Origin of the sequence: Youhaiella tibetensis, from assembly GCF_008000755.1 — a bacterium.
Classification (GTDB): Bacteria; Pseudomonadota; Alphaproteobacteria; order Rhizobiales; family Devosiaceae; genus Paradevosia; species Paradevosia tibetensis.
The window spans coordinates 647350-670251 of the sequence record NZ_CP041690.1 but is presented as its reverse complement, the minus strand read 5'-3'; the positions used below and the strand labels follow the sequence as shown (position 1 = coordinate 670251).

At 65.9% G+C, this 22902-nt stretch carries 23 protein-coding genes; 3 read left to right on the top strand and 20 right to left on the bottom strand.

What is annotated here, in order from left to right; genetic code table 11:
• The first annotated feature begins 31 nt into the window (after positions 1 to 31).
• The gene (locus FNA67_RS03295) at positions 32 to 349 is read left to right on the top strand and encodes an ArsR/SmtB family transcription factor (protein ID WP_049708300.1); all 318 of its coding nucleotides are present in this window, start codon (positions 32 to 34) and stop codon (positions 347 to 349) included.
• Positions 346 to 816 carry an SRPBCC domain-containing protein gene (locus tag FNA67_RS03290; protein ID WP_049707698.1) on the top strand — a complete coding sequence of 157 codons (471 nt, stop codon included), beginning with the start codon at positions 346 to 348 and terminating at the stop codon, positions 814 to 816. The genes FNA67_RS03295 and FNA67_RS03290 overlap by 4 nt, the downstream gene beginning before the upstream one ends.
• Positions 817 to 819: 3 nt before the next feature.
• On the opposite strand, the gene FNA67_RS03285 is transcribed toward FNA67_RS03290, so the two are convergent.
• From FNA67_RS03285 to FNA67_RS03240, 10 genes are all read right to left on the bottom strand, one after another.
• Positions 820 to 2589, bottom strand: a complete 1770-nt coding sequence (locus FNA67_RS03285; protein WP_147655065.1) for a hypothetical protein — start codon at positions 2587 to 2589, stop codon at positions 820 to 822.
• On the bottom strand, positions 2586 to 3707 hold the full coding sequence (locus FNA67_RS03280; protein ID WP_147655064.1) for a protein-glutamate methylesterase/protein-glutamine glutaminase: 1122 nt from the start codon (positions 3705 to 3707) through the stop codon (positions 2586 to 2588). The genes FNA67_RS03285 and FNA67_RS03280 overlap by 4 nt, the downstream gene beginning before the upstream one ends.
• Before the next feature lie 8 nt (positions 3708 to 3715).
• Positions 3716 to 4600 carry a CheR family methyltransferase gene (locus FNA67_RS03275; RefSeq protein WP_147655063.1) on the bottom strand — a complete coding sequence of 295 codons (885 nt, stop codon included), beginning with the start codon at positions 4598 to 4600 and terminating at the stop codon, positions 3716 to 3718.
• A 38-nt stretch (positions 4601 to 4638) separates the two neighbouring features.
• Complete coding sequence (locus FNA67_RS03270; RefSeq protein WP_049707694.1) at positions 4639 to 5103, bottom strand: chemotaxis protein CheW; 465 nt, start codon at positions 5101 to 5103, stop codon at positions 4639 to 4641.
• Between the two features lie 13 nt (positions 5104 to 5116).
• Positions 5117 to 7216, bottom strand: coding sequence for a HAMP domain-containing methyl-accepting chemotaxis protein (locus FNA67_RS03265; RefSeq protein WP_053168188.1), 2100 nt, complete (start codon positions 7214 to 7216; stop codon positions 5117 to 5119).
• Positions 7213 to 7713, bottom strand: a complete 501-nt coding sequence (locus FNA67_RS03260) for a chemotaxis protein CheW (RefSeq protein WP_049707693.1) — start codon at positions 7711 to 7713, stop codon at positions 7213 to 7215. The genes FNA67_RS03265 and FNA67_RS03260 overlap by 4 nt, the downstream gene beginning before the upstream one ends.
• Entirely contained in the window at positions 7710 to 9713 is a 2004-nt protein-coding gene (locus FNA67_RS03255) for a chemotaxis protein CheA (protein WP_147655062.1), read from the bottom strand. The genes FNA67_RS03260 and FNA67_RS03255 overlap by 4 nt, the downstream gene beginning before the upstream one ends.
• On the bottom strand, positions 9710 to 10078 hold the full coding sequence (locus FNA67_RS03250) for a response regulator (RefSeq protein WP_147655061.1): 369 nt from the start codon (positions 10076 to 10078) through the stop codon (positions 9710 to 9712). The genes FNA67_RS03255 and FNA67_RS03250 overlap by 4 nt, the downstream gene beginning before the upstream one ends.
• Complete coding sequence (locus FNA67_RS03245; RefSeq protein WP_147655060.1) at positions 10075 to 10407, bottom strand: STAS domain-containing protein; 333 nt, start codon at positions 10405 to 10407, stop codon at positions 10075 to 10077. Before FNA67_RS03245 ends, FNA67_RS03250 begins: the two co-directional genes overlap by 4 nt.
• Positions 10408 to 10840: 433 nt before the next feature.
• On the bottom strand, positions 10841 to 11521 hold the full coding sequence (locus FNA67_RS03240; protein WP_147658129.1) for a phosphoribosyltransferase: 681 nt from the start codon (positions 11519 to 11521) through the stop codon (positions 10841 to 10843).
• An 82-nt stretch (positions 11522 to 11603) separates the two neighbouring features.
• Here FNA67_RS03240 and FNA67_RS03235 point away from each other — a divergent pair, with 82 nt between their 5' ends.
• On the top strand, positions 11604 to 12779 hold the full coding sequence (locus tag FNA67_RS03235; RefSeq protein WP_147655059.1) for a M20 aminoacylase family protein: 1176 nt from the start codon (positions 11604 to 11606) through the stop codon (positions 12777 to 12779).
• On the opposite strand, the gene FNA67_RS03230 is transcribed toward FNA67_RS03235, so the two are convergent.
• The 10 genes from FNA67_RS03230 to FNA67_RS03185 all read right to left on the bottom strand — a co-directional run bounded on the left by FNA67_RS03230 (position 12776) and on the right by FNA67_RS03185 (position 22896).
• A complete protein-coding gene (locus FNA67_RS03230) occupies positions 12776 to 13672 on the bottom strand; it encodes a nucleoside hydrolase (protein WP_147655058.1) in 897 nt (298 codons plus the stop codon). The genes FNA67_RS03235 and FNA67_RS03230 overlap by 4 nt on opposite strands.
• On the bottom strand, positions 13669 to 14994 hold the full coding sequence (locus FNA67_RS03225; RefSeq protein ID WP_147655057.1) for an amidohydrolase family protein: 1326 nt from the start codon (positions 14992 to 14994) through the stop codon (positions 13669 to 13671). The genes FNA67_RS03230 and FNA67_RS03225 overlap by 4 nt, the downstream gene beginning before the upstream one ends.
• On the bottom strand, positions 14991 to 16052 hold the full coding sequence (locus FNA67_RS03220; protein ID WP_147655056.1) for an ABC transporter ATP-binding protein: 1062 nt from the start codon (positions 16050 to 16052) through the stop codon (positions 14991 to 14993). Before FNA67_RS03220 ends, FNA67_RS03225 begins: the two co-directional genes overlap by 4 nt.
• A 9-nt stretch (positions 16053 to 16061) precedes the next feature.
• Positions 16062 to 16850, bottom strand: coding sequence for an ABC transporter permease (locus FNA67_RS03215; RefSeq protein WP_174851668.1), 789 nt, complete (start codon positions 16848 to 16850; stop codon positions 16062 to 16064).
• Positions 16850 to 17674 (bottom strand): ABC transporter permease, encoded by an 825-nt coding sequence (locus FNA67_RS03210; RefSeq protein ID WP_049707684.1) that lies wholly within the window; start codon positions 17672 to 17674, stop codon positions 16850 to 16852. Before FNA67_RS03210 ends, FNA67_RS03215 begins: the two co-directional genes overlap by 1 nt.
• Positions 17675 to 17753: 79 nt before the next feature.
• Positions 17754 to 18794, bottom strand: a complete 1041-nt coding sequence (locus FNA67_RS03205) for an ABC transporter substrate-binding protein (protein ID WP_049707683.1) — start codon at positions 18792 to 18794, stop codon at positions 17754 to 17756.
• A gap of 195 nt (positions 18795 to 18989) precedes the next feature.
• Positions 18990 to 19838 carry an alpha/beta fold hydrolase gene (locus FNA67_RS03200; protein WP_049707682.1) on the bottom strand — a complete coding sequence of 283 codons (849 nt, stop codon included), beginning with the start codon at positions 19836 to 19838 and terminating at the stop codon, positions 18990 to 18992.
• 23 nt (positions 19839 to 19861) lie between these two features.
• Positions 19862 to 21025 (bottom strand): M24 family metallopeptidase, encoded by a 1164-nt coding sequence (locus FNA67_RS03195; RefSeq protein WP_147655055.1) that lies wholly within the window; start codon positions 21023 to 21025, stop codon positions 19862 to 19864.
• Between the two features lie 3 nt (positions 21026 to 21028).
• Positions 21029 to 21931 (bottom strand): ABC transporter permease, encoded by a 903-nt coding sequence (locus FNA67_RS03190; RefSeq protein ID WP_049707680.1) that lies wholly within the window; start codon positions 21929 to 21931, stop codon positions 21029 to 21031.
• A 2-nt stretch (positions 21932 to 21933) separates the two neighbouring features.
• Positions 21934 to 22896 carry an ABC transporter permease gene (locus FNA67_RS03185; RefSeq protein WP_049707679.1) on the bottom strand — a complete coding sequence of 321 codons (963 nt, stop codon included), beginning with the start codon at positions 22894 to 22896 and terminating at the stop codon, positions 21934 to 21936.
• Between the last annotated feature and the right edge of the window lie 6 nt (positions 22897 to 22902).

Genomic DNA, 22902 nt, shown 5'->3' with positions numbered 1-22902 from the left:
GTTCTTGCAGGCACCCCAGCATCTCGACCGCATGTTCCTGGCCCTGGCCGATCCGCAGCGCCGCAGCATGGTGGAGCGGCTCAGCGCCGGGCCGGCATCGGTCAAGGAACTGGCCGAGCCGCTGGCCATGGCCCTGCCTTCGGCGCTCAAGCACCTGCGGGTGCTCGAGGAAGGCGGGGTGGTCGCCTCCGAAAAGGTGGGGCGGGTGCGAACCTACCGGATGGAACCGGGCGCGCTCGACCCGATCGGCGCGTGGGTGAAGCAGCGCGAAAACGCCCTCAACCGCGGCTTCGACCGCCTGGCGGCGGCGATGGCGGCATTGCCGGAAGACGAAGAGGACCAGCCATGAACGAAGCGGTGAGCCACACCACATTCACTATCGCGCGCGACCTGCCCGGCAGCCCGCGCCATGCCTTCCGGTTCTGGTCGGAAGCGGAGCTCAAGCGCCAATGGAATTCCTGCCACGTGGATTGGACCGAACTCGACGGGCGGTTCGACTTCAGGCGCGGTGGGGAGGAGATGGCGCTCTGGCGCATGCCGGACGCGCGCAAGCTGGGCTTTCGCGCGCATTACTTCGAGATCGTCCCGGCGGCGCGGATCGTCTACGCCTACGAGATGACTCTCGAGGGCGCGAGCATCTCGACCTCGCTGGTCACCATCGAGTTCCGGGCGCGCGGGAAGGAGACGCGGATGACCTTCACCGAGCAGGCCGCTTTCCTCGATGGCTCCGACCCCGCGACGCGCAAGCTGGGCACCGAGGATGGCTTCGAGCGGCTGATCGCGGTGATGGAGCTGGACGGGGCCGTCCAGCATTGAGCGCTAGAGCATGAAGTCGTCGAGACCGGCATCCTCGGCTTCGGCCGCCGGGCTTGCGGCGCCGGGCCTGGGGCCGAAGAGCGAGGAGTGGACCTGACGCTCGGCCTCCATGGTGTACTGAGCACGCAGCCATTCGAGAACGGCGACCAGCGCCGGATCGGGCGAGGACGGCGGCGCCACGCTCGAAAGGGCAGCTACCTGCATGGCGATGTCCTGCATGACTTCGGCGATATCGGCCTGGCCGACGATGCCGGCTGCGGCGGCCTCGAGCTCGCGGATGACGCGCGGGCCATCGGCATTGAGGCTCTGGAGCGCCAAGGCGAGGCGCTTGTCGAGATCGGCCAGAAGCGTGAGAGCGAGATTGGCCTGCTGTTCGAGCCGGCCGATCTGGCCGGCGGCATCGCCCGTGGCGGCGGCTCCGAACGCGCTGGCGAGTTCGGAGGATTGGTCGAGCCGGGACATGGCGTCCTGCGCCGCAACGACGGTCTGAGTGGTCAGCTCGCGCAGCTGCATGGCGATGACCGTCAGCGGCGCACCGCGCGGCCCCAGTTGGGCGCAGCGCACGGCGGCGTTTAGACTGACGAGGCGCATGTTGGCCTCGATTTCCTGCACGGCCTCGACGTGGCCGAGCAGCACCTTGACAGTGCCCTGGACGGCATGGGCGACGCGTTCGAGCTTGCCGCGCTCGGCTTCGCAATCACGCAGGACCGCCACGGCGGCGCGCAACTGCCCGCTCAGACTTGCGAGGGCCGACGGCTTGCCGGGCGTGGTGTCGCCGTAAATCTCGCGGCTGTGCGCCATGATCATGCCAGCATCGCTGGCCAGAGCCTTGAGGGAAGCCTCGGCCTCATCCACTTCGGCGGCAAAGATTTCGGCGGACTGACGCAACTGGGCCTGTTCGAGCGCGGCAAGAGCGGCAACCGCATCGCCGGTGCACCCGGCGGGCACGACATGGCCGGCGGCAGTTCCGCCCTCGACGAGGTCGGCCAGGGCGTCCAGCGCCGCCTCGATATGCTCAAGCCGCTGCCGGGTGGCATCGCCGACCTGGAGCGCCATGACGGCACTGCCGATCCGGCCCACGATCTGACGCGACACACGACCGGTCTCGGCGCTGCCCGCGAGCGCACCCTGGCGCTGCTCATCGAGCGCCTCCAAGGTGCGCGAGAGGCTGTCGGCGAGCGACTCCAGGGTGTGGGCATGGGTGCGCTCGAAATGGGCGCGCTGCTCGACGGCGCGCTCGACCTCGGCGGTGAGTTGCCGGTAGACCTGGGCAAATTCCTGGATGGTGCGGCCGGCACTGTCGGAAAGGCCGGCGATATCGTTGGTGAAGACGTCGAATTCGTCGCCATCCACAAGGATGCCGGCAGCGGTGACGCCGGCATTGATGGCCACGATCCCCATCATCTTGACGGTCCGGTAAAGGTCGGCGACGGGCGCGTTGGCGGCGGCCACCACCTCGACGAGGCGATCGAGATCGGCCTTTTCGCGGGCGAAGGTATCGGAGAGCTCGCGAGCCTTGCCGCTGACGGCCCCGAGATGGGCGCTGGCCTCCTGGACCTGGGGACCCTCGAGTATCTCGGGCAGGGCTTCGAAAACCTTGGTGAGAGCGCCGAGCATGGCGGCGCCGTCGGTCAGGCGCGAGCCGACGGCGACGAATGCCGTCTCGATCTGCCGGCGGGGCGGCTCGAGGTCCGCAGCCAAGCGGCGAACCGTCGCTGCGGCGGGCTGGGAACGGGTTTGGACGTCGAGGACGCCGGGAAGGGGCTGGTTCATGCTGCGCCTCCGATCCGCTGCGGGGCGCTGCGGGCAAAGCCTATGATTTCCTGAGCGACACGTCCGAGCGGCACGACCTTGCCGGCCGCGCCTCGCTGAATCGCTTCCTTGGGCATTCCGAAGACCACCGAGGTCTCTTCGTCCTGGGCAATGGTCGGGCTGCCGAACTGCTTCATCTCGAGCAGCCCGCGCGCGCCGTCGTCGCCCATGCCGGTGAGCAGGATGCCCATGGCATTGCGGCCGGCGGTCTGAGCGGTGGAGCGGAAGAGCACGTCCACCGAGGGACGGTGCCTGGACACATGCGGTCCATCCACGATCTTGACCGAATAGAGCGAGCCGTTGCGGACAAGCTGCATATGCTGGTTGCCGGGGGCGATGAGCACGCTGCCCGCAACCACGGCATCGCCATCCTGGGCTTCGCGCACCGACACAGCGCAGCTCGCATCGAGGCGCCGCGCGAAGGCCGCGGTGAACTTTTCGGGCATGTGCTGGACGATCACGATGGCAGGGCTCGCCGCCGGGAGGGCTTCGAGAACTTCGCGCAGGGCTTCGGTACCGCCGGTCGAGGCGCCGATCGCCACGATGGGTTCGGTGACGGGAAGGCGCGCCATGAGGGAAGTCCGACGCGTTTCGGACACCGCCGGCAGCACGGCATCGGCCGTCAGTTTGGCCTCGATGGCGAGGGCGGGCGCGGCCTTGCGCACCCCGCGCAGCTTGGCATGGGCGGCGGCCTTGGCGGCGTCGCAGATGCGCATGCGCGATTCCTGAAGGAAATGGGCCGTATCGACGCGCGGCTTGCTCACCACGTCCACCGCGCCGGCCTCGAGGGCCTGCATGAGCGTTTCCGAGCCAGCCTGGGCGAGGCTCGAGCAGATGACGACCGGGATGGGCCTCTGGGCCATGATCTTGCGCAGGAAGGTCAGGCCATCCATACGCGGCAGCTCGATATCGAGGAAGATCACATCGGGGACTTCCTGGCGAATGCGCTCGGCGGCCACATAGGGGTCGGCGGCGGTGGCCATGACTTCCAGATCGGGGTCGGCGGCGATGATCTCGCTGAGGGCCATCCGCACCGACGCACTGTCGTCGACGATGAGAACGCGGATCTTTTGGCTCATGACACTACTCAAACGCGCTGGAAGACGGCAGGCGCGACCTGCCGCATGGTGACCGAGGTCCCGATCATGGACTCGGAATGACCAAGCAAAAGATAACCGCCGGGGCGCAGGTGGTTGACGAGGCGGGTGACGACGGCGGCCTGGTCCTGCTTCTCGAAATAGATGAGCACGTTGCGCAGGAAGATGATGTCCACATCCTTGTCGAAGGGATAGGCGGCGTCCATCAGATTGAGCCGTTCGAAGCGCACGAGACGGCGCAGCTCGGGCACGATGCGGACCTCCGGACGCAGGCCCGGGCGACGGGCATGCATGATGTAGCGCGAATGCATGGCAGGAGGAACCGGCACGACCTGGTCGGCCGGATAGACGGCCCGGCGCCCCTGATCGAGCACGTCGCTCGATATGTCGGTGCCCAGGACCGCGAAGCGGAAATCGCGCTGCTGGGCGACCATGTCGGCCAGCAGCATGGCGATGGAATAGGCCTCGGCACCGGTGGAGCTTGCCGCGCTCCACACCTTGAGCAAGGGTTTGCGCTCGCTCCGGCGCGCCTCAAGCAATTTGGGCACCAGCACCTTTTCCATGCACTCGAAGTGCTCGGGTTCGCGGAAGAAGTCGGTCTTGTTGGTGGTGACCGCGTTGATGAGGAAGGGCAGTTCGGCCTCGAGTCCGCCGTCGCTGCGGAAGAGCAGGTCTCCATAGCGGTCAAAGCTCGACAGGCCGAGCACGCGAATGCGCTTGCGCAGGCGCCCTTCCACCATCAGGCGCTTGGTGGGCGGCAGCTTGATGCCGACTTCCTTGCCGATCAGGCTGGCGATGCGCTGGAAATCGTGCACCGAGAGGTGATCGTCATCATCGTCGTCGAGCCGAACGGCGGTGCGGGCGAACGGTGGCAAGGGATATACTCCGGGCGGTAAGCGGGGAAACGCCGGCCTCAGGCAGCGATGGTGGCGGCGCTCGCGGCGTCGCCGAGCAGGCGATCCAGATCGAGCACCGTGACGAAGCGGCCATTGCGGCGGCCGATGCCCTGGACGCAATGCCCGCTCCAGGCCTGGCCGATGGCCGGGGGCGGATCGAGAGCGTCGCTATCGAGAACCGTCACCTCGAAGACCCTGTCGGCGCGCAGGCCAACCCGCATTTCGCCGGCCGGGCCGGTAACGGCAAGCACGACGATGCGCGTATTCTCGGTGTCCGTTGCCGCAGGCAGCCCGAGGGTGAGGCGCAGATCGAGCACCGGCACCCCCTCCCCGCGTACATCGATGATGCCGAGCAGGTGGTCGGGCGCACGTGGAAGGCGGGCGATGACCTGCATGTCCAGGATTTCCTGGACCTTGGCGACCGGAGCCGCGAACAATTCGTTCGCGACACCGATGGTGACGTACTGGGCCTGTTCAGCCATGGCCGTGGTCCCCTCAGGCTGCGCCGCGGCGGGTGAACTCGTTGTCGAGTTCGTCGCGGCCGTCATCGAGGTCGAGATCAAAGCCGCCGCCGGAGGAGGCCTTGGCCTTGGGAGCGGGCTTGCGCGGGGCGGTCATGTGCGGCGCCCCGGCAAGGATGGCTTCCTTGAGATCGGCCTTGGGAGCCTGGCGGGCTTCGTTCGCCGCCGGAGCAACGGCCGAACCGTCGGTGCGGAAGTAGCTGATGGCGGCCTGGAGCTGCTCGGCCTGGCTGGCCAGCTCCTCGGAGGTCGCCGACATCTCTTCGGCAGCCGAGGTGTTCTGCTGGGTCACCTTGTCGAGCTGCTGGATGGCGGTGTTGATCTGGGTCGCACCGGCATTCTGCTCGCGGCTGCCGGCCGAGATTTCCTCGACCAGTTCAGCGGTCCGCTGGATATCGGGCACGAGCTTGGCCAGCATTTCACCAGCCGACTGGGCGGCCTTGACCGTGGTGCCCGAGAGAGTCGATATCTCGGCTGCGGCAGCCTGGGAGCGCTCGGCAAGCTTGCGCACCTCGGAAGCGACGACCGCGAAACCCCGACCATGCTCGCCGGCGCGGGCAGCCTCGACCGCGGCGTTGAGGGCGAGCAGATCGGTCTGGCGGGCGATCTCCTGCACGACCATGATCTTTTCGGCGATGGTCTGCATGGCGTTGACCGCGTTGTTGACGGCGTCGCCGGAGGCGATGGCGTCGGCGGCGGACTGGCGCGCGATCTTTTCGGTCTGGGTGGCGTTGTCGGCCGACTGCTTGATGGTGGCCGCCATTTCTTCCATCGAGGCGGAAGCCTCTTCGGTCGAGGACGCCTGCTCGGTGGCACCCTGGCTCAACTGCTCGGCCGTGGCCGACATTTCCTGGCTACCGGCCGCTACGTTGCGGGTGGCGGCGGTAACTTCAGCAACCACTTCACGCAACTTGCGCGTCATGGCGTTGAGGGCCTTGACCAGGTCGCCCACCTCGTCGTCGCTCTTGACGGCGACCGAGGCGCTCAGGTTGCCCGCAGCGACTTCGCCGGCAAGGCGCACGGCGCTGGAAAGGGCGCGCGAGATCGAGATGACGATCCAGAGCGCGGCGACCAGGGCGATCAGTGCGGAGCCGACCAGCAATGCGATGAGAAGCATGCGGCTGCTCTCGTAGACGGCATTGGCATGCTCGGTTGCTTCACGCAGAACGACATCGTTGCGCTCGACGATCGCGTCGACCAGTTCGACGATGTGCTGGCGCAGCGGGGCCGCTTCGGTGGCGTTGAGGACGTTGCTGGTGTAACCCGAGCGCTGGATGGCCAGGGCGTTGCCGGCGTTCATAGCCTCGACCATGGCGGCGAAGTCGGTGCGCACCTGGTTGAACAGGCCCATCTCGGCAGGCGCGATCAGGCGGCCCAGACGCTCGAACGTCGGCTGGAACTCATCGATGACGCCCTGGAAATCCTTGAACCACTCGTCCTGCTTGGCCGGATCGGAGGAGGCCAGGAGCACGTTGCGGTGCTGCCGGAAGACGTCGCTGGCGCTGAGGAAGAGGTCGGTCGTTGCCTGGTAGGCGCCAAAGGCCGCCGCATCGCCGGCGCTGACGCGATTGGCCACCGCCTGGCGCAGGGCCGCAAGGGACTTTTCGAGCGCGGTGACGGCAGCGCTGCCCTTGGTGGTGGTTAGGGCGAAGGCCTCGGTATCGGTGTTCTTGACGGCCTCGTCCTGAACGCGGGTCAGGGCGGCGCGGTAGTCGCCCAGGGAATCCACGATCGTCTTCATGTCGGTGTTGGATTCGGCGACCGAGAACTTGCCGTCGAGGTCGGAGGCATTGGCCTGGATGTCGGTGAGCTTGGCGTCGATCTCGCGCCGCATCTTGGCCATTTCGGCGGCATCGGTGCTGATGATCATGGCGCGCATGTCGCCCGAGATCGTGGCCAGGTCGAACTGCATGTCCTTGAGCCGCAGGGAGCGGTCAACGGGGCCGTTGACGATCGAGCTCATGGAGTCGTTGATAGTCCCCAAATTCTGGATCGCCATGAACATGCTGACCCCCGACAGGGCCACCACGGTGGTGAACACCGCCGTCAGCTTGGTCTTGATGGTAAGTCTCACGATGCAGGCCTTTCTTCTGATGCTGCCGCGAGCGGAGTTCTGCCGCCCGGAGTTTCGAAAATCCGTTCCATGTCGGGAATGATGATGAAGTCGCCATTGCGTTTGCCGATGCCCTTGATGAGCTCGGGCCGCCAGCGCATGCCCACCTTGGGCGTCTCCTCGATCGAGGCGGTCTCGATGTCGGTCACGTCATGGACCTTGTCGGCGAGGATGCCGGCAATGGTGGGTTCGCCGTCGATATCGACTTCCATCACCACGATGCGGGTGTCCTCGTCGGGCTCAGGACGATCCATGCCGAAGACGACCCGCAGGTCGGCCAGCGGCACCACGCGCCCACGCACGTTGATGAGCCCGCCGACAAAGGCCGGGGCGTTGGGAACGTGGGTGAAGGGGACGAGATCGAGGATTTCACGGACCCGTCCGGCCTCGACGGCGAACAGCTCGTCCTGGAGGCGGATGGTCAGCGCCGTCATCGAGGTGTCGGCAGGTGCGCTCATGCCGCCCTCCCCAGGTTGCGGTCGACATAGCCCTGGCCGGCGGCCACGAGATGGGCGGTATCCAGGATCAGCGCCACCGAGCCGTCACCCAGGATGGTGGCGCCCGAGAAGGACTTGATGTCCGAATGCAGCTTGGAGAGCTGCTTGATGACGGTCTGGTTGTTGCCGATGATCTGGTCGACCACCAATCCCACCCTGCCTTCGGTAGAGGAGACGATGACCACCTTCTGGTGCGGCTCGGCGGGCTCGCGCGTACCGAAGACCTCGCGCAGGCGCAGGTAAGGCACGAGGGCGCCGCGGATATCGAGGAAGTTGCGGCCGCGCGCGGCTGCCTGGATGCCCTCGGGAAGTTCCACGCACTCTTCGACCGCGGCCAGCGGAATGGTGTAGCGGCCGTCCCCCACGCGCACCAGCATGCCATCGATGATGGCGAGGGTGAGCGGCAGACGCAACGTGAGGGTCGTGCCCTCGCCGGGGCGCGAGGTCAGATCGATAGTGCCGCGCAGCCCGTCGATGGTGCGCTTGACCACGTCCATGCCGACGCCGCGGCCCGAAAGCGAGGTCACCTCCTTGGCGGTCGAAAAGCCGGGGGCGAAAATGAGGTGGTAGAGCTCGGCATCGGTGAGCTTGGTCTCTGGGGTGATGAGGCCGTTTTCCTCGGCCTTGGCGCGGATGCGCGCGGCATCGAGCCCTGCCCCGTCGTCGGTGACCGAAATGGCCACTTCGGCGCCCGAATAGACGGCCGACAGACGCACCGTGCCCTTTTCGGGTTTGCCGGTCGCCAGGCGCCGCTCGCCGCTTTCGAGGCCATGATCGACGGCATTGCGGATGAGGTGGACGAGCGGATCGGCAAGGCGCTCGATCATGGTCTTGTCCAGTTCGGTGTCCTCGCCCGCCGTGATGAACTCGATCGGCTTGCCGAGGTCATGGGACAGATCGTGGACGAGACGACGGAAGCGACTGAAGAGCGAGCCGATCGGCACCATGCGGATACCCATGGTGGTGTCGCGCAAGCCGGAAGACAGGCGTTCGAGCTCCTCGGCGACCGCCTTGAGGTTGAGATCGGAGCTCTGGGCCGCGATCTGGCTCAGGCGGGCCTGGGCGATGACCAGTTCGCCGACGCGATCCATCAGCTCGTCCAGCCGCTCGGCCGGCACGCGCAGGGAGGACGTGGCGGCGCGCTCGGGCGCCTCGGACTTTTCGGCGGGTTTCTTCGGGGCCTGGGGTGCTGCCGCGGGGGCCTCGGCGACGGGCGCAGCCTGAGGCTGCTCGACAGGCGCGGGCTCTTCTGCCGCGGCGTCGGCGAGCGGCTCGAGCGTCAGTTCCATGCCGTCGCGCAGGAAGAGGAAGACGTCGTCGATGGCGCTCGTCGGATCGGGAGCGGTGATGTCGACCTGCCAGCCGACATAGGGCGTTTCGGCCTCGATGACGTCGAGGTCCGGGATGCGGTCGGTCAGCGCGGTGATGGTCGATGGGCCGATCTCGGCCAACTCGTCGAGCAGCAGGAGCGGATTGGTGCCGTAGACCAGGGCGTCAGAGGGCAGGTAGAAGGTGAGACGCCACCTGCCGACTTCAACAGGCCCGGCTTCGGCGGGAGCCATCGACGCGACGACCGGCGCGGCCCCCTCCCCTCCACCGACAATGACGCGCAGGGCCGAAAGAATGGCTTCGCCGCCCGCTGCCCCGGCCTGCGGGCTCTCGATGAGGCGGTGGATGTGGTCCTTGGCATCGAGGGCGATGCCGATGAGCGCCGGGGTCGCCTCGGTCTCACCCTTGCGGACGCGATCGAAGGCGGTTTCGAACTCGTGGACGAATTCGGCCACGGCCGTGAAACCGAACATGGCACCCGAACCCTTGACGGTATGGAGGGCGCGGAACGTGGAGTTGATGAGGTCGGAATTGCCCGGGTTCTGCTCAAGGTCGAGCAGGTTGCTCTCAAGCTGTTCAAGCAGCTCGCGTGCCTCCTGGCGGAAGGTCTCGGCGGGGTCGGAAAGGGTCATGCTCCCGTGACCTTTTTTATCACCGCAAGCAGCTGGTCCTGCTTGAAGGGCTTGACGATCCAGCCGGTGGCGCCGGCTTCCTTGGCCTGACGCTTGAGGTCATCGTCGGATTCGGTGGTGAGCAGCACGATCGGCACGCCCTTGCTGGCGGGGTGCTGGCGATATTTGCGGATAAACTCGATGCCGTTGAGCACCGGCATGTTGAGGTCGGTGATCACCGCATCGACGTGCTGGGCGATGGCCTTGTCGTAGCCTTCGGCGCCATTTGCGGCCTCGATCACGTTCAGGCCGGCCGACGAAAGGGTCATGGCGACCATCTGCCGGATGGATGCGGAATCGTCGATGGTCAGAATGGTCTTGCTCATGCCCAGTTTCCCTTTGGCTGATCTGCAGGGGTCCAGAAGTCGTCGGCGACGTCCGACGGGGTGCAGAACCCGGCGGTGGTGAGCACGCGCTCGATCGGGGTGGCGAGCGGAGCGAGAAGGAAGAGCGACTTGCCCGCGGCATCGGCCTTCTTGCGTGCCGCGATGAGCGACTGGACGGTCGTCACGTCCGCCGCCGTCACGGCCTGGGTGTCGATGCCGACCGTGTCATGCTGTCCAAGCGCGTCGCGCAAGCCGGCGACCAGGTCCTGGGCGTTCTTGATGCCCGCGTCACCGTTCAAAATGAGCGTAAAATATCGTTCTTCAGTCATGGCAATGACCGGAAACAGAACTAAACTGTCGGCGCATTCTACTTACTCAGATCGGAATGCGCTCGGACATCTACTTACGAAATCCAACCGCCTCCGCCATGCGAGCCCCCGCCTGCTGGTTTTGACGTACGTACGCCCACACTAGGCAGGCTACGACAATATTGCTCCCACAGACCGCTTAACTTACTCTTACCACAACGCTATTCACCCCGACTTGCTCACCGGAACACTACTAGGGACGATACAATTCTAGCTAACGCTGTAATTGACTTTTAGAAAAGGCAAATGAATCGCACTGAATCATCGCGCAATTGATTCAGAGCGAACGCGAGTCGATTCACAAATATCGAAGTGACAATACTGCTCGATTCATTTGCCGATCACCAATGCGTGAGAGGCGTGAGCGATAGACTCTGCAACGACGGGAACAACGCTAGACCAACGGGCGCCACGTGCCGCTGCCGGTGGCCGCCAGGATTGGCGAGACCAGGGGTGCGACAATTCGCCCGACCCATGGCGCCAGCGGCGCGTGCCAGCGCTCGCTTTGGAGCATGGCGGCGGCGATGGCGACAGGTTCGATCCCCGCCTTGGCCAGCAGGCGCAGCACAGCGCTCATCGAAGAGCCGGTACTCAGGACATCGTCGATGACAGCGACGCGGCGGTTCTCGAGCAGGGGCAGCATGCGCGGATCCAGGAAAATGGATTTGCCGGCCGAGGGGCTGGTGATCGAACTGAGCGGTTCTGCCAGGTCGTCGCGGTACCAGAACTTACGCGACGTGCCGAGCGCGACCGAGCGCGCGTGCCCGAGGCGGCGAGCAACGTTGTTGGCGAGCGGCAGGCCGAGCGTCGGAACGCCGACGATCACGTCGGGCGCGTAGGGCAAGAGCAGATCGGTCATGGCGGCGGCCAGGGCATCCTCGACGGCGAAGCTGGCCTGGTTGACGATCAGGGAAGCAACCGCGCGCGAGCCATCGCCGGGCAGCACGCGGATCGGCAGGAGCAGTTGCCGCCCATCGGGCATTTGGGCGGGATAGCCCTCCGAGAAGCCGCCGGGGGGATCGCGATCATAGGTTCCTTCCGGTACGATCTCCTGCCAGAACGTGTGCGGCAACATGGGCACTCAAACTTCTCCTTGAAGCAACCGGGCAGATGGCCGATGGTCCGCCCCTCTTTAAACGCGACGAGCACGACCGCCAATGCACTCGGGCGACAACGACCCCTTCGAAATCGAAATGATGACGGCCCTGCGTCGGGATCTGCACACCCATCCGGAACTGGGGTTCGAGGAGGAGCGCACCAGCGCCATCGTGGCCCGGCTGCTCGAGGAAGCAGGCATCTCAGTTCACCGCGGACTGGGCAAGACAGGGGTGGTCGGCACACTGAAGATCGGGGACGGATCGCGCACCATCGCGCTGCGCGCGGACATGGACGCGCTGGCCATGCCCGAACTGGCGGAGCGCCCCTATAAGTCCGAAGTCCCCAACGTCATGCATGCCTGCGGGCACGACGGGCATACGGTCATGCTGCTGGCGGCGGCGCGGCACCTGGCGCGCGAGAAGAGTTTTTCGGGCACGGTGCATTTCGTCTTCCAGCCGGCAGAGGAAGGACGCGGCGGCGCCCGGGCCATGATCCGCGATGGGTTCTTCGAACGCTTTCCGGTCGACGCGGTCTATGGGCTCCACAACATGCCGGGGCTGGCAACCGACGAGATGGCAGTGGTGGCGGGGCCGCAACTCGCCTCATCAGATTCCTGGGAAGTCACCTTCACGGGCGTAGGTACGCATGGCGCCAAGCCGCACCTTGGGCGGGACGCGGTCACAGCCGCCGGGCACTTTCTCGTGGCGGTCCACACCATTGCCGCGCGGGTGGTCGATCCGCTGCAACCGGTCGTGATCAGCGCCTGTGCGCTGGCGGCGGGCGATTTCAAGGCGCTCAACGTCATTCCCGACCAGGTGCGGATCGGCGGCACCGCCCGCGCCTATAGTCCGCAGGTTCGCGATCAGATCGAGGCCGAGATCGGCAAGATCGCCCATGGCGTGGCGGCGACCTTCGGCATTGCGGCGGAGTACAGTTTCCTGCGCAGGATCCCGCCCGTGGTCAACGATGCCGATGTGACGGCACGCGCACTGCGGGCAGCGCAGGCGGCGACCGGGTCACGCCCGGTGGTCACGGACTTTCCGCCCTCGACAGCCGGCGACGATTTCGCCGATTTCAGCGCGCAGGTGCCCGGGGCCTACGTCTGGCTCGGCAACGGCCCGGCAGTGGACGGGGCGCTGCACCACAATTCGCGCTACGACTTCAACGACGAGGCGATCCTGACGGGCGCGCGGTTCTGGACCGCCCTCGTCGAGCAGGAGCTGGCCCGGAGCTAGGCCGGCTCGTTGAGGAGACCCGTGGCCAGGAGATCCTTGGCCGCTTCCGCATCGATGGCCAGGGCCACCTTGAGCGGGGCGCCGCTTCCAACCTCTTCGAGGGCACCGGGATCGTCGGCGAGATCTATGCCGATGGCGAGCTTGTCGATGCCGAAGAGTTCGGGCGCGACAGCATAGAGCATGACACACGGATCGTGCAGCGGGCGGCTCTGGCGGCCGTCCTGGAAGTAGGCGGCGATGAGATCGCCGGCGGCACGGGCGGCGATCGGGCCGGCACGCAGGCGTTCGAGATAGGCGGCATCGGCACGGACCTTGCGGGTCACGTCGAGCGGCACGATGGTCAGGTCGAGGCCGAAAGCGAAGACGATTTCGGCAGCTTCCGGATCGTAGGCGAAGTTGAATTCGGAGCGCGGGCCGACATTGCCCCGCTCGGTGACCGCGCCACCCATGGCGATGATACGGCCGATGCGCCGCGCCGCCTCGGGCGAGCGACGGATGAGGGCGGCAATATTGGTGAGGGGACCAAGCGCCAGGATATCGACGCCGCCAGCCGGATGGGCCACGAGCGTCTCTTCGAGCCAGGTCACGGCATCGGGAAGCGCCCGCTGGCGTGGCTCGGGCAGGCGCGTGCCGCCCAGACCGTCATCGCCGTGGATGGCGGCCTCATCGATGCCCGGGCGGTCGAGGGGCGCCGTGGCTCCGGCAGCAACCGGAATGTCAGGACGCCCCAGGAGGGCTAGCAGCCGGCCGGCATTACGGGTGGTGACATCGATGCCCAGATTGCCGGCAACGGTGGTGATGCCCAGGATATCGAAACGGCCTGAGGCCAGGGCGAAAAGGATCGCCACGGCATCGTCGAGCCCGGGATCGGTGTCGATCACGACCGGATTCATCGCGCTCCCCCATCGATTTCGCGCATTTCCGCCTTGAACGTGGCGGCAACCTGCATCGCGTCCGCCACGACCCTGGCCGGTTCGAGCGTTTCCACCGACCGGTCGCGCATCAGCCAGCGGCCGGCGACCATGGCGTCGGTCACATCCGTCGGCATGGCGGCAAAGACCAGGGCGGAATAGGGATCATAGATCGGGTGCAGCCGCGGGGCGGCAAGGCTGATGCGGATGAGATCGGCCTGCTTGCCGACTTCGAGCGAGCCGATCTTTTCGGATAACCCGAGCACCCGGGCGCCCTCGATGGTCGCCATGCGAATGACACTCGAAGCCGGCAGCGGCTTGCGCGAGCCGGCCAGGAGCTTGGCGAACATAGAAACGGGGGCGAACTGGGAGAAGAGGTCGAGCGTGTTGCCGCTCATCGCTCCATCGCTGCCGATGCCGACGGGTAGCCCGGCGGCGCGCAGCTTCTCGACAGGCGCGATGCCGCGTCCGGCCTTGCCGTTCGAGCGCGGATTGGTGGCGACGCAGACCCTGGCCTCTGCCATGAGGGCGATGTCGGCGTCATCGAGCTGCAGGCAGTGGGCGCAGATCAGGCCGGGTTTGAGCAGACCCGCCTGGCGCGTGACTTCGACTGTCGAGGTCTGGTGGGTGTCGCGGGCCCATTTGACCTCGAGGTCGCTTTCGGCCAGGTGCATCTGGACGGGCACGCCGGGATGATCGGCGGACCAGCGCGCCACGCGTTCCATGACGGCGAGGCCGGTCGAATAGGGGGCGTGCGGGGCGATGGAGGGCGTCACAAGCGGGTGGCCGGCAAACTCGGCCACCAGTTCCTCGATGAGCGCAAAGCCTTCTTCGAAGCTCTTGTGGTCGGGCGGGTCGAAATCGGCCAGCGTCTGGCCGACGATGGCACGCAGGCCGGACGCCGCCGCGACGCGACCGACCTCGGTCTCGAAGTAATACATGTCGGCGACGGTGGTGACGCCGCCCTGGATCATCTCGAGCGCGGAAAGCGCGGTGCCGGCCCGGACCATCTGCCGATCCACGAACTTGCGTTCGAGCGGCAGGATGTAGCGGTAGAGCCGATCATCGACGTCCTCGCCCAGACCGCGGAACACCGTCATGCCCATGTGGCAATGAGTGTTGACCATGCCGGGCATGACGAAGTCGCCCTGGCAATCGATGACCTGGGCGCCGGGCACTTCGGGCGGCGCGTCCGAGCCGAGGGCGGTGATGGTATCGCCCTCGATCCGGAGCCAGCCGTTCTCGTGGACATTCATGGCCGCATCGATGGTGAGCAGCCAGGCGTTGGTGAGAAGGATGGTCATTCGGGCTGGAGGATCGTGCACTGCTCGGGGACAGGCACGAGGCTCGCCTTGCCCCCGGGCTCGAGCGGCCGGGTCAGCGGACTGTTGGCGATGAGGGCCCCGGCGGAAGTGGCGCACTGGTACTGGTAGGCGCGACCGAGATAGGTGCGCAGGCCCAGTTCGGCCGGAATGCCCTGGGCCGAGGCATCATCTGTGACGGCGAGACCATCGGCACGGCAGGCAAGGATGAAGCTATCGGGGATCGCTCCGAAATCCTCCTGGGAGAGCACAAGGCGAGCGCCGCCTGCGGCCTCGGCGGCGACCGCTGTGCCGTCGCGGGCGACCACCTTCATGGCGATGAGGTTTTCAAAGCCGACGAAGCGGGCGACGAAGGCGTTGGCGGGGCGCTGGTAGAGCGTCTCGGGCGTATCGAGCTGCATGATGCGGCCGGCATTCATGATGGCGACGCGATCGGAAATCGAGAAGGCCTCTTCCTGGTCGTGGGTCACGTAGACCGAGGTGGTGCCGTTGGCGCGCTGCAGCTGGCGGATTTCCACCCGCATGTCGACGCGCAGCTTGGCATCGAGATTGGACAGCGGCTCATCGAACATGAGCAGGGGCGGTTCGATGACGAGGGCGCGGGCGAGCGCGACGCGCTGCTTCTGGCCCCCGGAAAGCGCACCGGGCAGACGGTCGGCAAGGTGGGCAAGGCCAACGCGCTCGAGCATGGCCGAGACGCGCTTGGCCTTGGCGTCGCCGGCAATGCCGCGTTGCTTGAGGCCGAAGCCGACATTGTCCGCGACGCTCATGTGGGGAAAGAGCGCGTAATTCTGGAAGACGAGGCCGATGTCGCGCTTGTGGGCGGGGAGACGCGTGAGGTCCCGCCCGCCGAGTTCGATCTTGCCCGAGGTCGGTTCGAGAAAGCCGGCGACGAGGCGGAGCGTGGTGGTCTTGCCGCAGCCGGAGGCGCCGAGCAGAGAGACGAGCTCCCCCTCCCCCACTTCGAGCGAGAGATCCTCAAGCACCTTGGTCGTGCCGTAGTGGGCGGTGATCGACTGGATGGAAAGGGCTTTGGTCACGGGGCGGCTCTATTTGGCAAGGAAGGTCAGGCCCAGGGTGCGCTCGACGATCGCCATGACAGCGACGGTGAGCACCATGAGCAGCACGGAAACCGAGGCAACGGTGGGATCGAAGAACTGCTCCATGTGCGCGAGAAGCTGGATGGGCAGAGTGGACAGGCCCGGGCCTGTCAGGAAGATCGAGATCGAGACGTCATTGATCGAGGTGATGAACGCCAGGATGAAGGCGGCGATGACGCCCGAGCGCACGTTGGGCAGGAGGATGGTGAAGAACGTCTTGAGCGGCGACGAGCCCAGGCTCACCGCGGCCTCCTCGACCGAAAAGTCGAACGAGGCGAGCGAAGCGCTGATGACGCGCACCACATAGGGCAGCACGAGCAGCGAGTGGCCGAGCACGAGCGAGATGAAGATGGGCGCGTGCATCTGGGTAGCAAGGTTCTTGAGAAGCGAGAAGCCCAACACCAGTTCGGGCACCAGCACCGGGAGCACGAAAAGCGTCGACAGCCAGCCGGGCAGCGCGATACGGTAGCGGTTGAGCGCATAGGCGGCCGGAATGCCGATGACGAGGGCGATGAAAGTGGCGAGGAAGCCGATCTGCAGGCTCGTCAGGATCGTGCGGCGGAAGGCATCAATGGCGAAGATGTTCTCGAACCAGCGCAGCGAAAGGCCCTGGGGCGGGAAGGTGAGGTAGGTGGTGTCGCTGAGCGCGGCGCCCACGACGATCACCAGCGGGCCAACGAGGAAGACGAAGACCAGAGCGGTGAAGGCAATCAGAGCCGGGTGAAGCTTCTGGGTCATCAGACGGCCATGGGGTTGAGGCGGCGGGCAAGGCGCGTCATCAGCGCCACGATGGCGATGGTGATGACCACCATGACGGCGGCAATGGTGGAGGCGCTGACCCAATCGAAGACGACCATGGCCTGCTGGTACATGAGCGTACCCATCATCATCACGCTCTCGCCGCCGAGCAATTGCGGGGTGGCGTAGGAGGTGAAGCTGCCGGTGAAGACGAGGACGGCGCCGACGATGAGACCGGGAACGGCCAGCGGCAGCACCACCTGCGAGAAGGTGGCCGTGGGCTTGGCGCCCAGCGATGCGGAGGCCTGAAGCAGGTCGTCGGGGATGGATTCGAGCACTCCGACAAGGGTCAGGATCATGAGCGGCGTGAAGAGGTAGACCATGGCGGCGATGACCGCGCCGGGGGTGTAGAGCATCGAAAGCGGCTCGGAGATGGCGCCGATCCAGACGAGGAAGCCGTTGAGGATGCCGTTCTTGCCCAGGATGATGAGCCAGGCGAAGGAGCGCACGACGACGCCGGTCAGCAGCGGAAACACGGCCGCGATGATGAGAATGGACTTGAGCCAGCCTGGCGTCCTGCTGACGACATAGGCCGCGACGAAGCCGATCACGAGGGAGATGGCGGTGACGGCCAGCGATATCCAGATGGTGCGCAGCAGCACCGTGCGGCGCAGGCCGCTATTGAAGAAGGCCTGATAAGTGGCGAAAGGGCCGTTGGGCGTGGTGAAGGTTGTGACGATCGTCGCAATTACCGGCAGCACCAGGAACAGGACGACGAGGAGCGTCGCGGGTGATGCCAGAAGCCAGCCGGCAAAGCGTTTCATGATTTCGGCCTTCGGTCGTTGATAGCCGGCGCGAGCTCGCCGGAGAGCGCGAGGCGGAGTCCGCCTCGCGCCGATAGGTTTACTGGCCGAAGATCTCGTTCCAGCGATCGATCCAGCCGGGCTTGGCGGCGTTCATCTTGGCATAGTCGACCGTCTGCAGGCCCGCGATCAAGTCGGCGCCATAGGTCCAGAGCGAAGCCTGCTCGGGCGTGAGCTTGACATCCTTGTTGACCGGAGCGTCGACGCCTTCCTCGGCGAGCTTCTGCTGGATTTCGGGCGAGAGCAGGAAGTTGATGAACTGGTAGGCCAGCTCGGGTTCGGCAGCACCCACCGGGATGTTGACGGTGTTGACGGTGGCGATCGAGCCTTCCTTGAGGTCGGCCCATTCAACGGTCGGGACCGCTGCCTTGATCTGGGCGAGCGTGAAGTCCTGGGCGATCGCCGCGGTGATCTCGCCGGTCGAGAAGAGATTAATCATCTCCGAACCGGTATTGTAGTTCTTGACCACGTTGGGCTTGAGGGCCTCGATGCCGGCAAAGGCGCCATCGGCATCCGCGAAGGCGTCGACACCCTGGTGCTCGCCAGCCTTGACGACCACCATCGGACCGGCGGTCGTGGTGATGCCGGGCAGCGAGAGCGACTTGGCGAGGTCGGCGCGCCAGAGATCGTTCCAGGACGTGATCGGCGGGTTCACCTTGGCGGCGTCATAGACGATGCCGACGCGACCGAGGGTGTAGGCCGGGCCGTAGCCGCCCTGCGGATCCTTGGCGAGGTCATAGACATTGGCCAGGTTCGGGACCTTGGAGGCGTCGAACTTCTGGAAGAGGCCGGCCTCGATGCCCTGTTGGGAGAAGCTGTCCGAGAAATAGGCGACGTCTACGCCGGCGCCGCCACGGATCTGGAGCTTGTTGAGACGCTCGCCGTTGTTGCCGGTCTCAAAGACGATCTCGCAACCGCACTGTTCGCGGAAGGGAGCGAGCAGATACTGCTCGAGCTTTTCGCCGTTGAAGCCCCACCAGGAGATGGTCAGCGTCTTGGTCTGGGCCATCGCCGGCGCTGCCGACATCATGGTGGTCGCCGAGACGGCCAACGCCAGCGCTTTGACGAGTGAATTTCGCATTTTTGTTCCTTTTTGCATCGCCGGAGGGGCCGGCGTCGCGCCACATGGTGGCATCCCACCCGGGCCCAAAGGTACTTTTTGCGGCATACCCATCGCAAGCCAAACTTTAGGCTTTCCCCGGCGCTGGACGCCCGATGGGCACGAGCGCACCGGAATCGGTGCCCCCGCGAAGCCTGCGCCTCGCGGGGGTTTTGGTCAGGCGCGTTCGAGGGCGCGGCGCAGGAAGTCGCGAACCGTCGCCTGGAACTTGGGCGCCTCCTCGACCTGCGGGGAGTGACCGGAGTTTTCGAAGATAACGAGTTCGGAACCCGGAATCAGACGATGGATGGTCTCGGAAGCCGAAACCGGGGTGATCCAGTCATGGCGACCGACCGTGATAAGGGTCGGCGCGGTGATGCCCGGCAGCTTGTCCTTGAGGTCGTAGTTTTCCTGGTTCACGGCGAACGCGAAGTTGTGCGTGGCGTAGTGATAGGGTGTGGCCTCGATGCGCGAGCGCACCTTGTCCATGTCGAGGTCATGGTCGTAGAGCGGCAGGATATGGGCCCAGGCGGCCTTGAGGTCTTCGTTGTCGCGCGTGGTGCCGGCCATGATGCGGTTGAAGAGCTCAAGGTCGACCTCGATCCGCGGAGAGGCCAGCGCGTTGGCGCGCGAGAGCTCACGATGGGCGTTGTCGGCCGAGGTATCGCGCAGGACCATGGCCAGCACGCGGTCGGGGTAGCGGATGGCGTATTCCATCGAGATGAAGCCACCATAGCTGCCGCCAGCCATGATGATCTGTTCGACGCCGATCCATTCGCGGATGGCCTCGACGTCGGCGGCCCATTGTTCGTGGGTAAAGGGGGCCTTGTCTTCCGATGCGCCGCTGCCGCGGGCATCGAAGACCACGACGCGATACTCATCGGCGAACGGGCCGAATGAGGCCTTCGGCTCGGCGTGGCTGCCGAGTCCTGGAGCGCCGTGATGGACGATCATCACCGGCGCGTCCTTGTTGTCGGCGCCCAACACCTCGATGTTGAGCCGCGCCCCGTTGATGGTCACATCCATGTCTTTTCTCCTCGTTCCAGGTCTCAGCCGATCACGCAGTCTTGGAGCGTGCGCGGGCGTTTGGTCAGTCGTTCAGGGCCGTTCTCGGTGATGAGCACGGTGTCCGAAATGCGGTAGCCGCCGTGGCCGGGGATGTAGAGGCCCGGCTCGGACGAGACGATCATGCCCGGCAGGAGCGGGCTGTCGTCGCCGTCGGCGATCCATGGCGGCTCGTGGAGCCAGATGCCGATGCCGTGGCCCTGCCGGTGGCGCAGGAACTGCTCCATGCCCGCTTCGCGGATGACGTCGAGGCAGATGCGGTTGGCTTCCGAGCACGGACGGCCGGCAATGAGCGCATCGGTGCCGACTGCCTGGGCGCGCGCGGCGACATCGAAATAGCGGCGCTGCTCGTCGCTCGGTTCACCCATCACGAATGTGCGCTCGCTTTCGGCGAAGCGTCCGCCGACGGCGCAGCCGAGCGAAAGGATGAAGGTCTCGCCGGGCTTGACGCGCTCGGCCGAGGGAAGGCCATGCGGAAAGGCCGCATTCTTGCCCGTATAGACGAGGCCGCCGGCAAGCATCTGGCCGACCACGACATCCTCGTGTTCGGCATACATGGTCGAGACGCCGAAGCGGGTGACGTGGCTGGCAAGCTCCGCCTCTGTGGGCAGCGGACTGCCAGCAGCCATCGCATCGCGGATGAGCTTGAGGCCGGATTCGACCATGGCGTCCGAGATGCGCGCCGCCTCGCGGTGGAGGGCAATCTCTTCGGGGAACTTGATGAGACGGGCGTCCTCGACGATCTCCGACATCACCCAGGTGGCATTGGGCGCGAAGCGGCGGAACTTTTCGACCCGGCCGACCGGCGTCGTCGGCGAATAGGCGATGCGTCCGGTCGGGTTCTTGGTGGAAAGCAGGATCGAGAAGGCATCCTCGAGGCCCGGGAACTCCGGGTAGACGACGAAGTCGGCTGCGGTGTTCTGCTTTTCGGCGTGATCGGCCTCGAGGGCCGGAACCAGAAGCACGCACTCCTCGGCGGTGAGCCAGACGGCGGCCGGGCGCTCGTTGGGGAAATGGAAGAAGCCGGTGAGATAGGCGACATGGTGATGGTCATCGACCAGCAGGCCATCCAGGCCCTGCGCTTCCATGCGGGCACGCAGCCCATCCTGGATGCGCGCATAGGTATCGCGCGAGAGACGTTGCTTCACGGATCAGTTCTCCCGGGTCTTGGGATTGCGGGCGTCGTTGTAGGCGATCGAAACGAGCGTGGCCGAGACGACGAGAAGAAGGATGGCGAGCGAGGGGAAGAGCGTGCACCACCAGGCGACGGTGAGCGCGCCCGAGCGCTGCGCATTGAAGAGGATCTTGCCCCAGGACCAGCTTTCGGGATCGCCGAGGCCCAGGAACGAAAGACCGGCTTCCGAAAGCACGGCACGCGAGGCGGTGAGCACCACGGACACCACGATGATGGGCGCCACGGCCGGCAGCAGGTGCCTCGTCATGATCCAGAGGTGCGAGCCGCCGATGGTGCGGGCGGCATCGACATAGGGAAGGCGCGTCACGGAGAGTGCCTGCGAGCGCACGATGCGGGTTACTTCGGGCCAGGAGAAGAGCGCGATGACGATGACGAGCGTGGTGACCGAGGGACCGACGAGGGCGGCGACCAGGATCATCAGCGGCAGCACCGGGAGGGCCAGCGACACATCGACCAACATCGAGAGCAGGCCATCCAGACGGCGCGCGTAGGCGGCGAGAATGCCCAGCGCCACGCCGATGATGATGGCCAGCGCCGAGGAGGCTATGCCGATGATCATGCTGATGCGCGTGCCCCAGATGACCTGGGCGAAGACATCGCGACCGATGTCATCGGTGCCGAAGAGGTGGGCCGCCGATGGCGGAGCCAGGATCTCGCGACCATAGCCGGCCGGAAACTCGGCGATGAGCGGCGCGAAGATCGCGACGAGCACCATCAGCACGATGATGGCGGCCGAGATCATACCGAGCGGATTGCGCGAGAAGGCACGCCAGGTGCGGCGTCCCGGCGAGAGGTCGGCGGGCGCCAGGAGGCCAGCGGACGGCTCGGCGGCGGGTGTTGGGGAGGTGGTATTGGTCATGATCATCCGGCGCGAACCCGCGGATCAAGCAGGCCGTAGACGAGGTCGGTGAGGAGGTTGGCCAGAACCACCGTGGCGGCGAGGAGCACGAAGGCGCCTTGCAGCACGGGGAAATCGAGCTGACCGACGGCCTCGAAGATGGCGCGGCCCACGCCCGGATAGGCGTAGATGGTCTCGGTCAGCACGGCGCCGCCGACGAGGAAGCCGATCTGGAGGCCGATAAGGGTGGTGGTCGGCAGGAGAGCATTGCGCAGCGCGTGCTTCCAGACGACCTTGCGCTCGGGCGTGCCCTTGGCGCGGGCGAGATCGCAATACTCCTCACCCAGCGCCTCGATGAGCGTGGAGCGCAGCGTGAGCACGTAGGATGCCAGTTGCGCCATGACCAGCGTGAGGCATGGCAGGATGAGGTGATGGGCGACGCTCAGGTACCAGCTTATGCCGGTGAGACCGGATTTGACGGCGCCACCGATGGGGAAGATTCCGGCCATGAGGCCGAGGGTGTAGAGCAGGAAGATGCCGATGGAGGGCACGAACAGGGACTGGCCGATAACGCCGGCCACCTGCACGACCTGGTCAACCCAGCCACGCGCCCGGGTGGCCGACAGCACGCCAAGGGGAATCCCCAGCAGCACCGTCAGCACCAGGGCGGTGCCGGTGAGCAGGAGCGTCCATGGGAGACGCTCCATCAGCACAGTGGTCACAGGCTGGCTGCGCAGGAACGAGATGCCAAGGTTACCCTGGATGAGCTCCCGCAGATAAGAGAAGTACTGGACCGCCAATGGGCGGTCCAAACCGAATTCCTGCAACATGCGCAGGCGGATCTCTTCCGTCATGCTGGGGCTTGCGACCGCCAGCACGGGGTCGCCCGGCAGAAGCCGGACGAGGAAGAAGGTGACTGTAACGGCGAACCAGAAGGTCACCAGTCCGCGCAGCAAACGCTGCAGGACGTATCCGGTAAGATGCACTTGCTA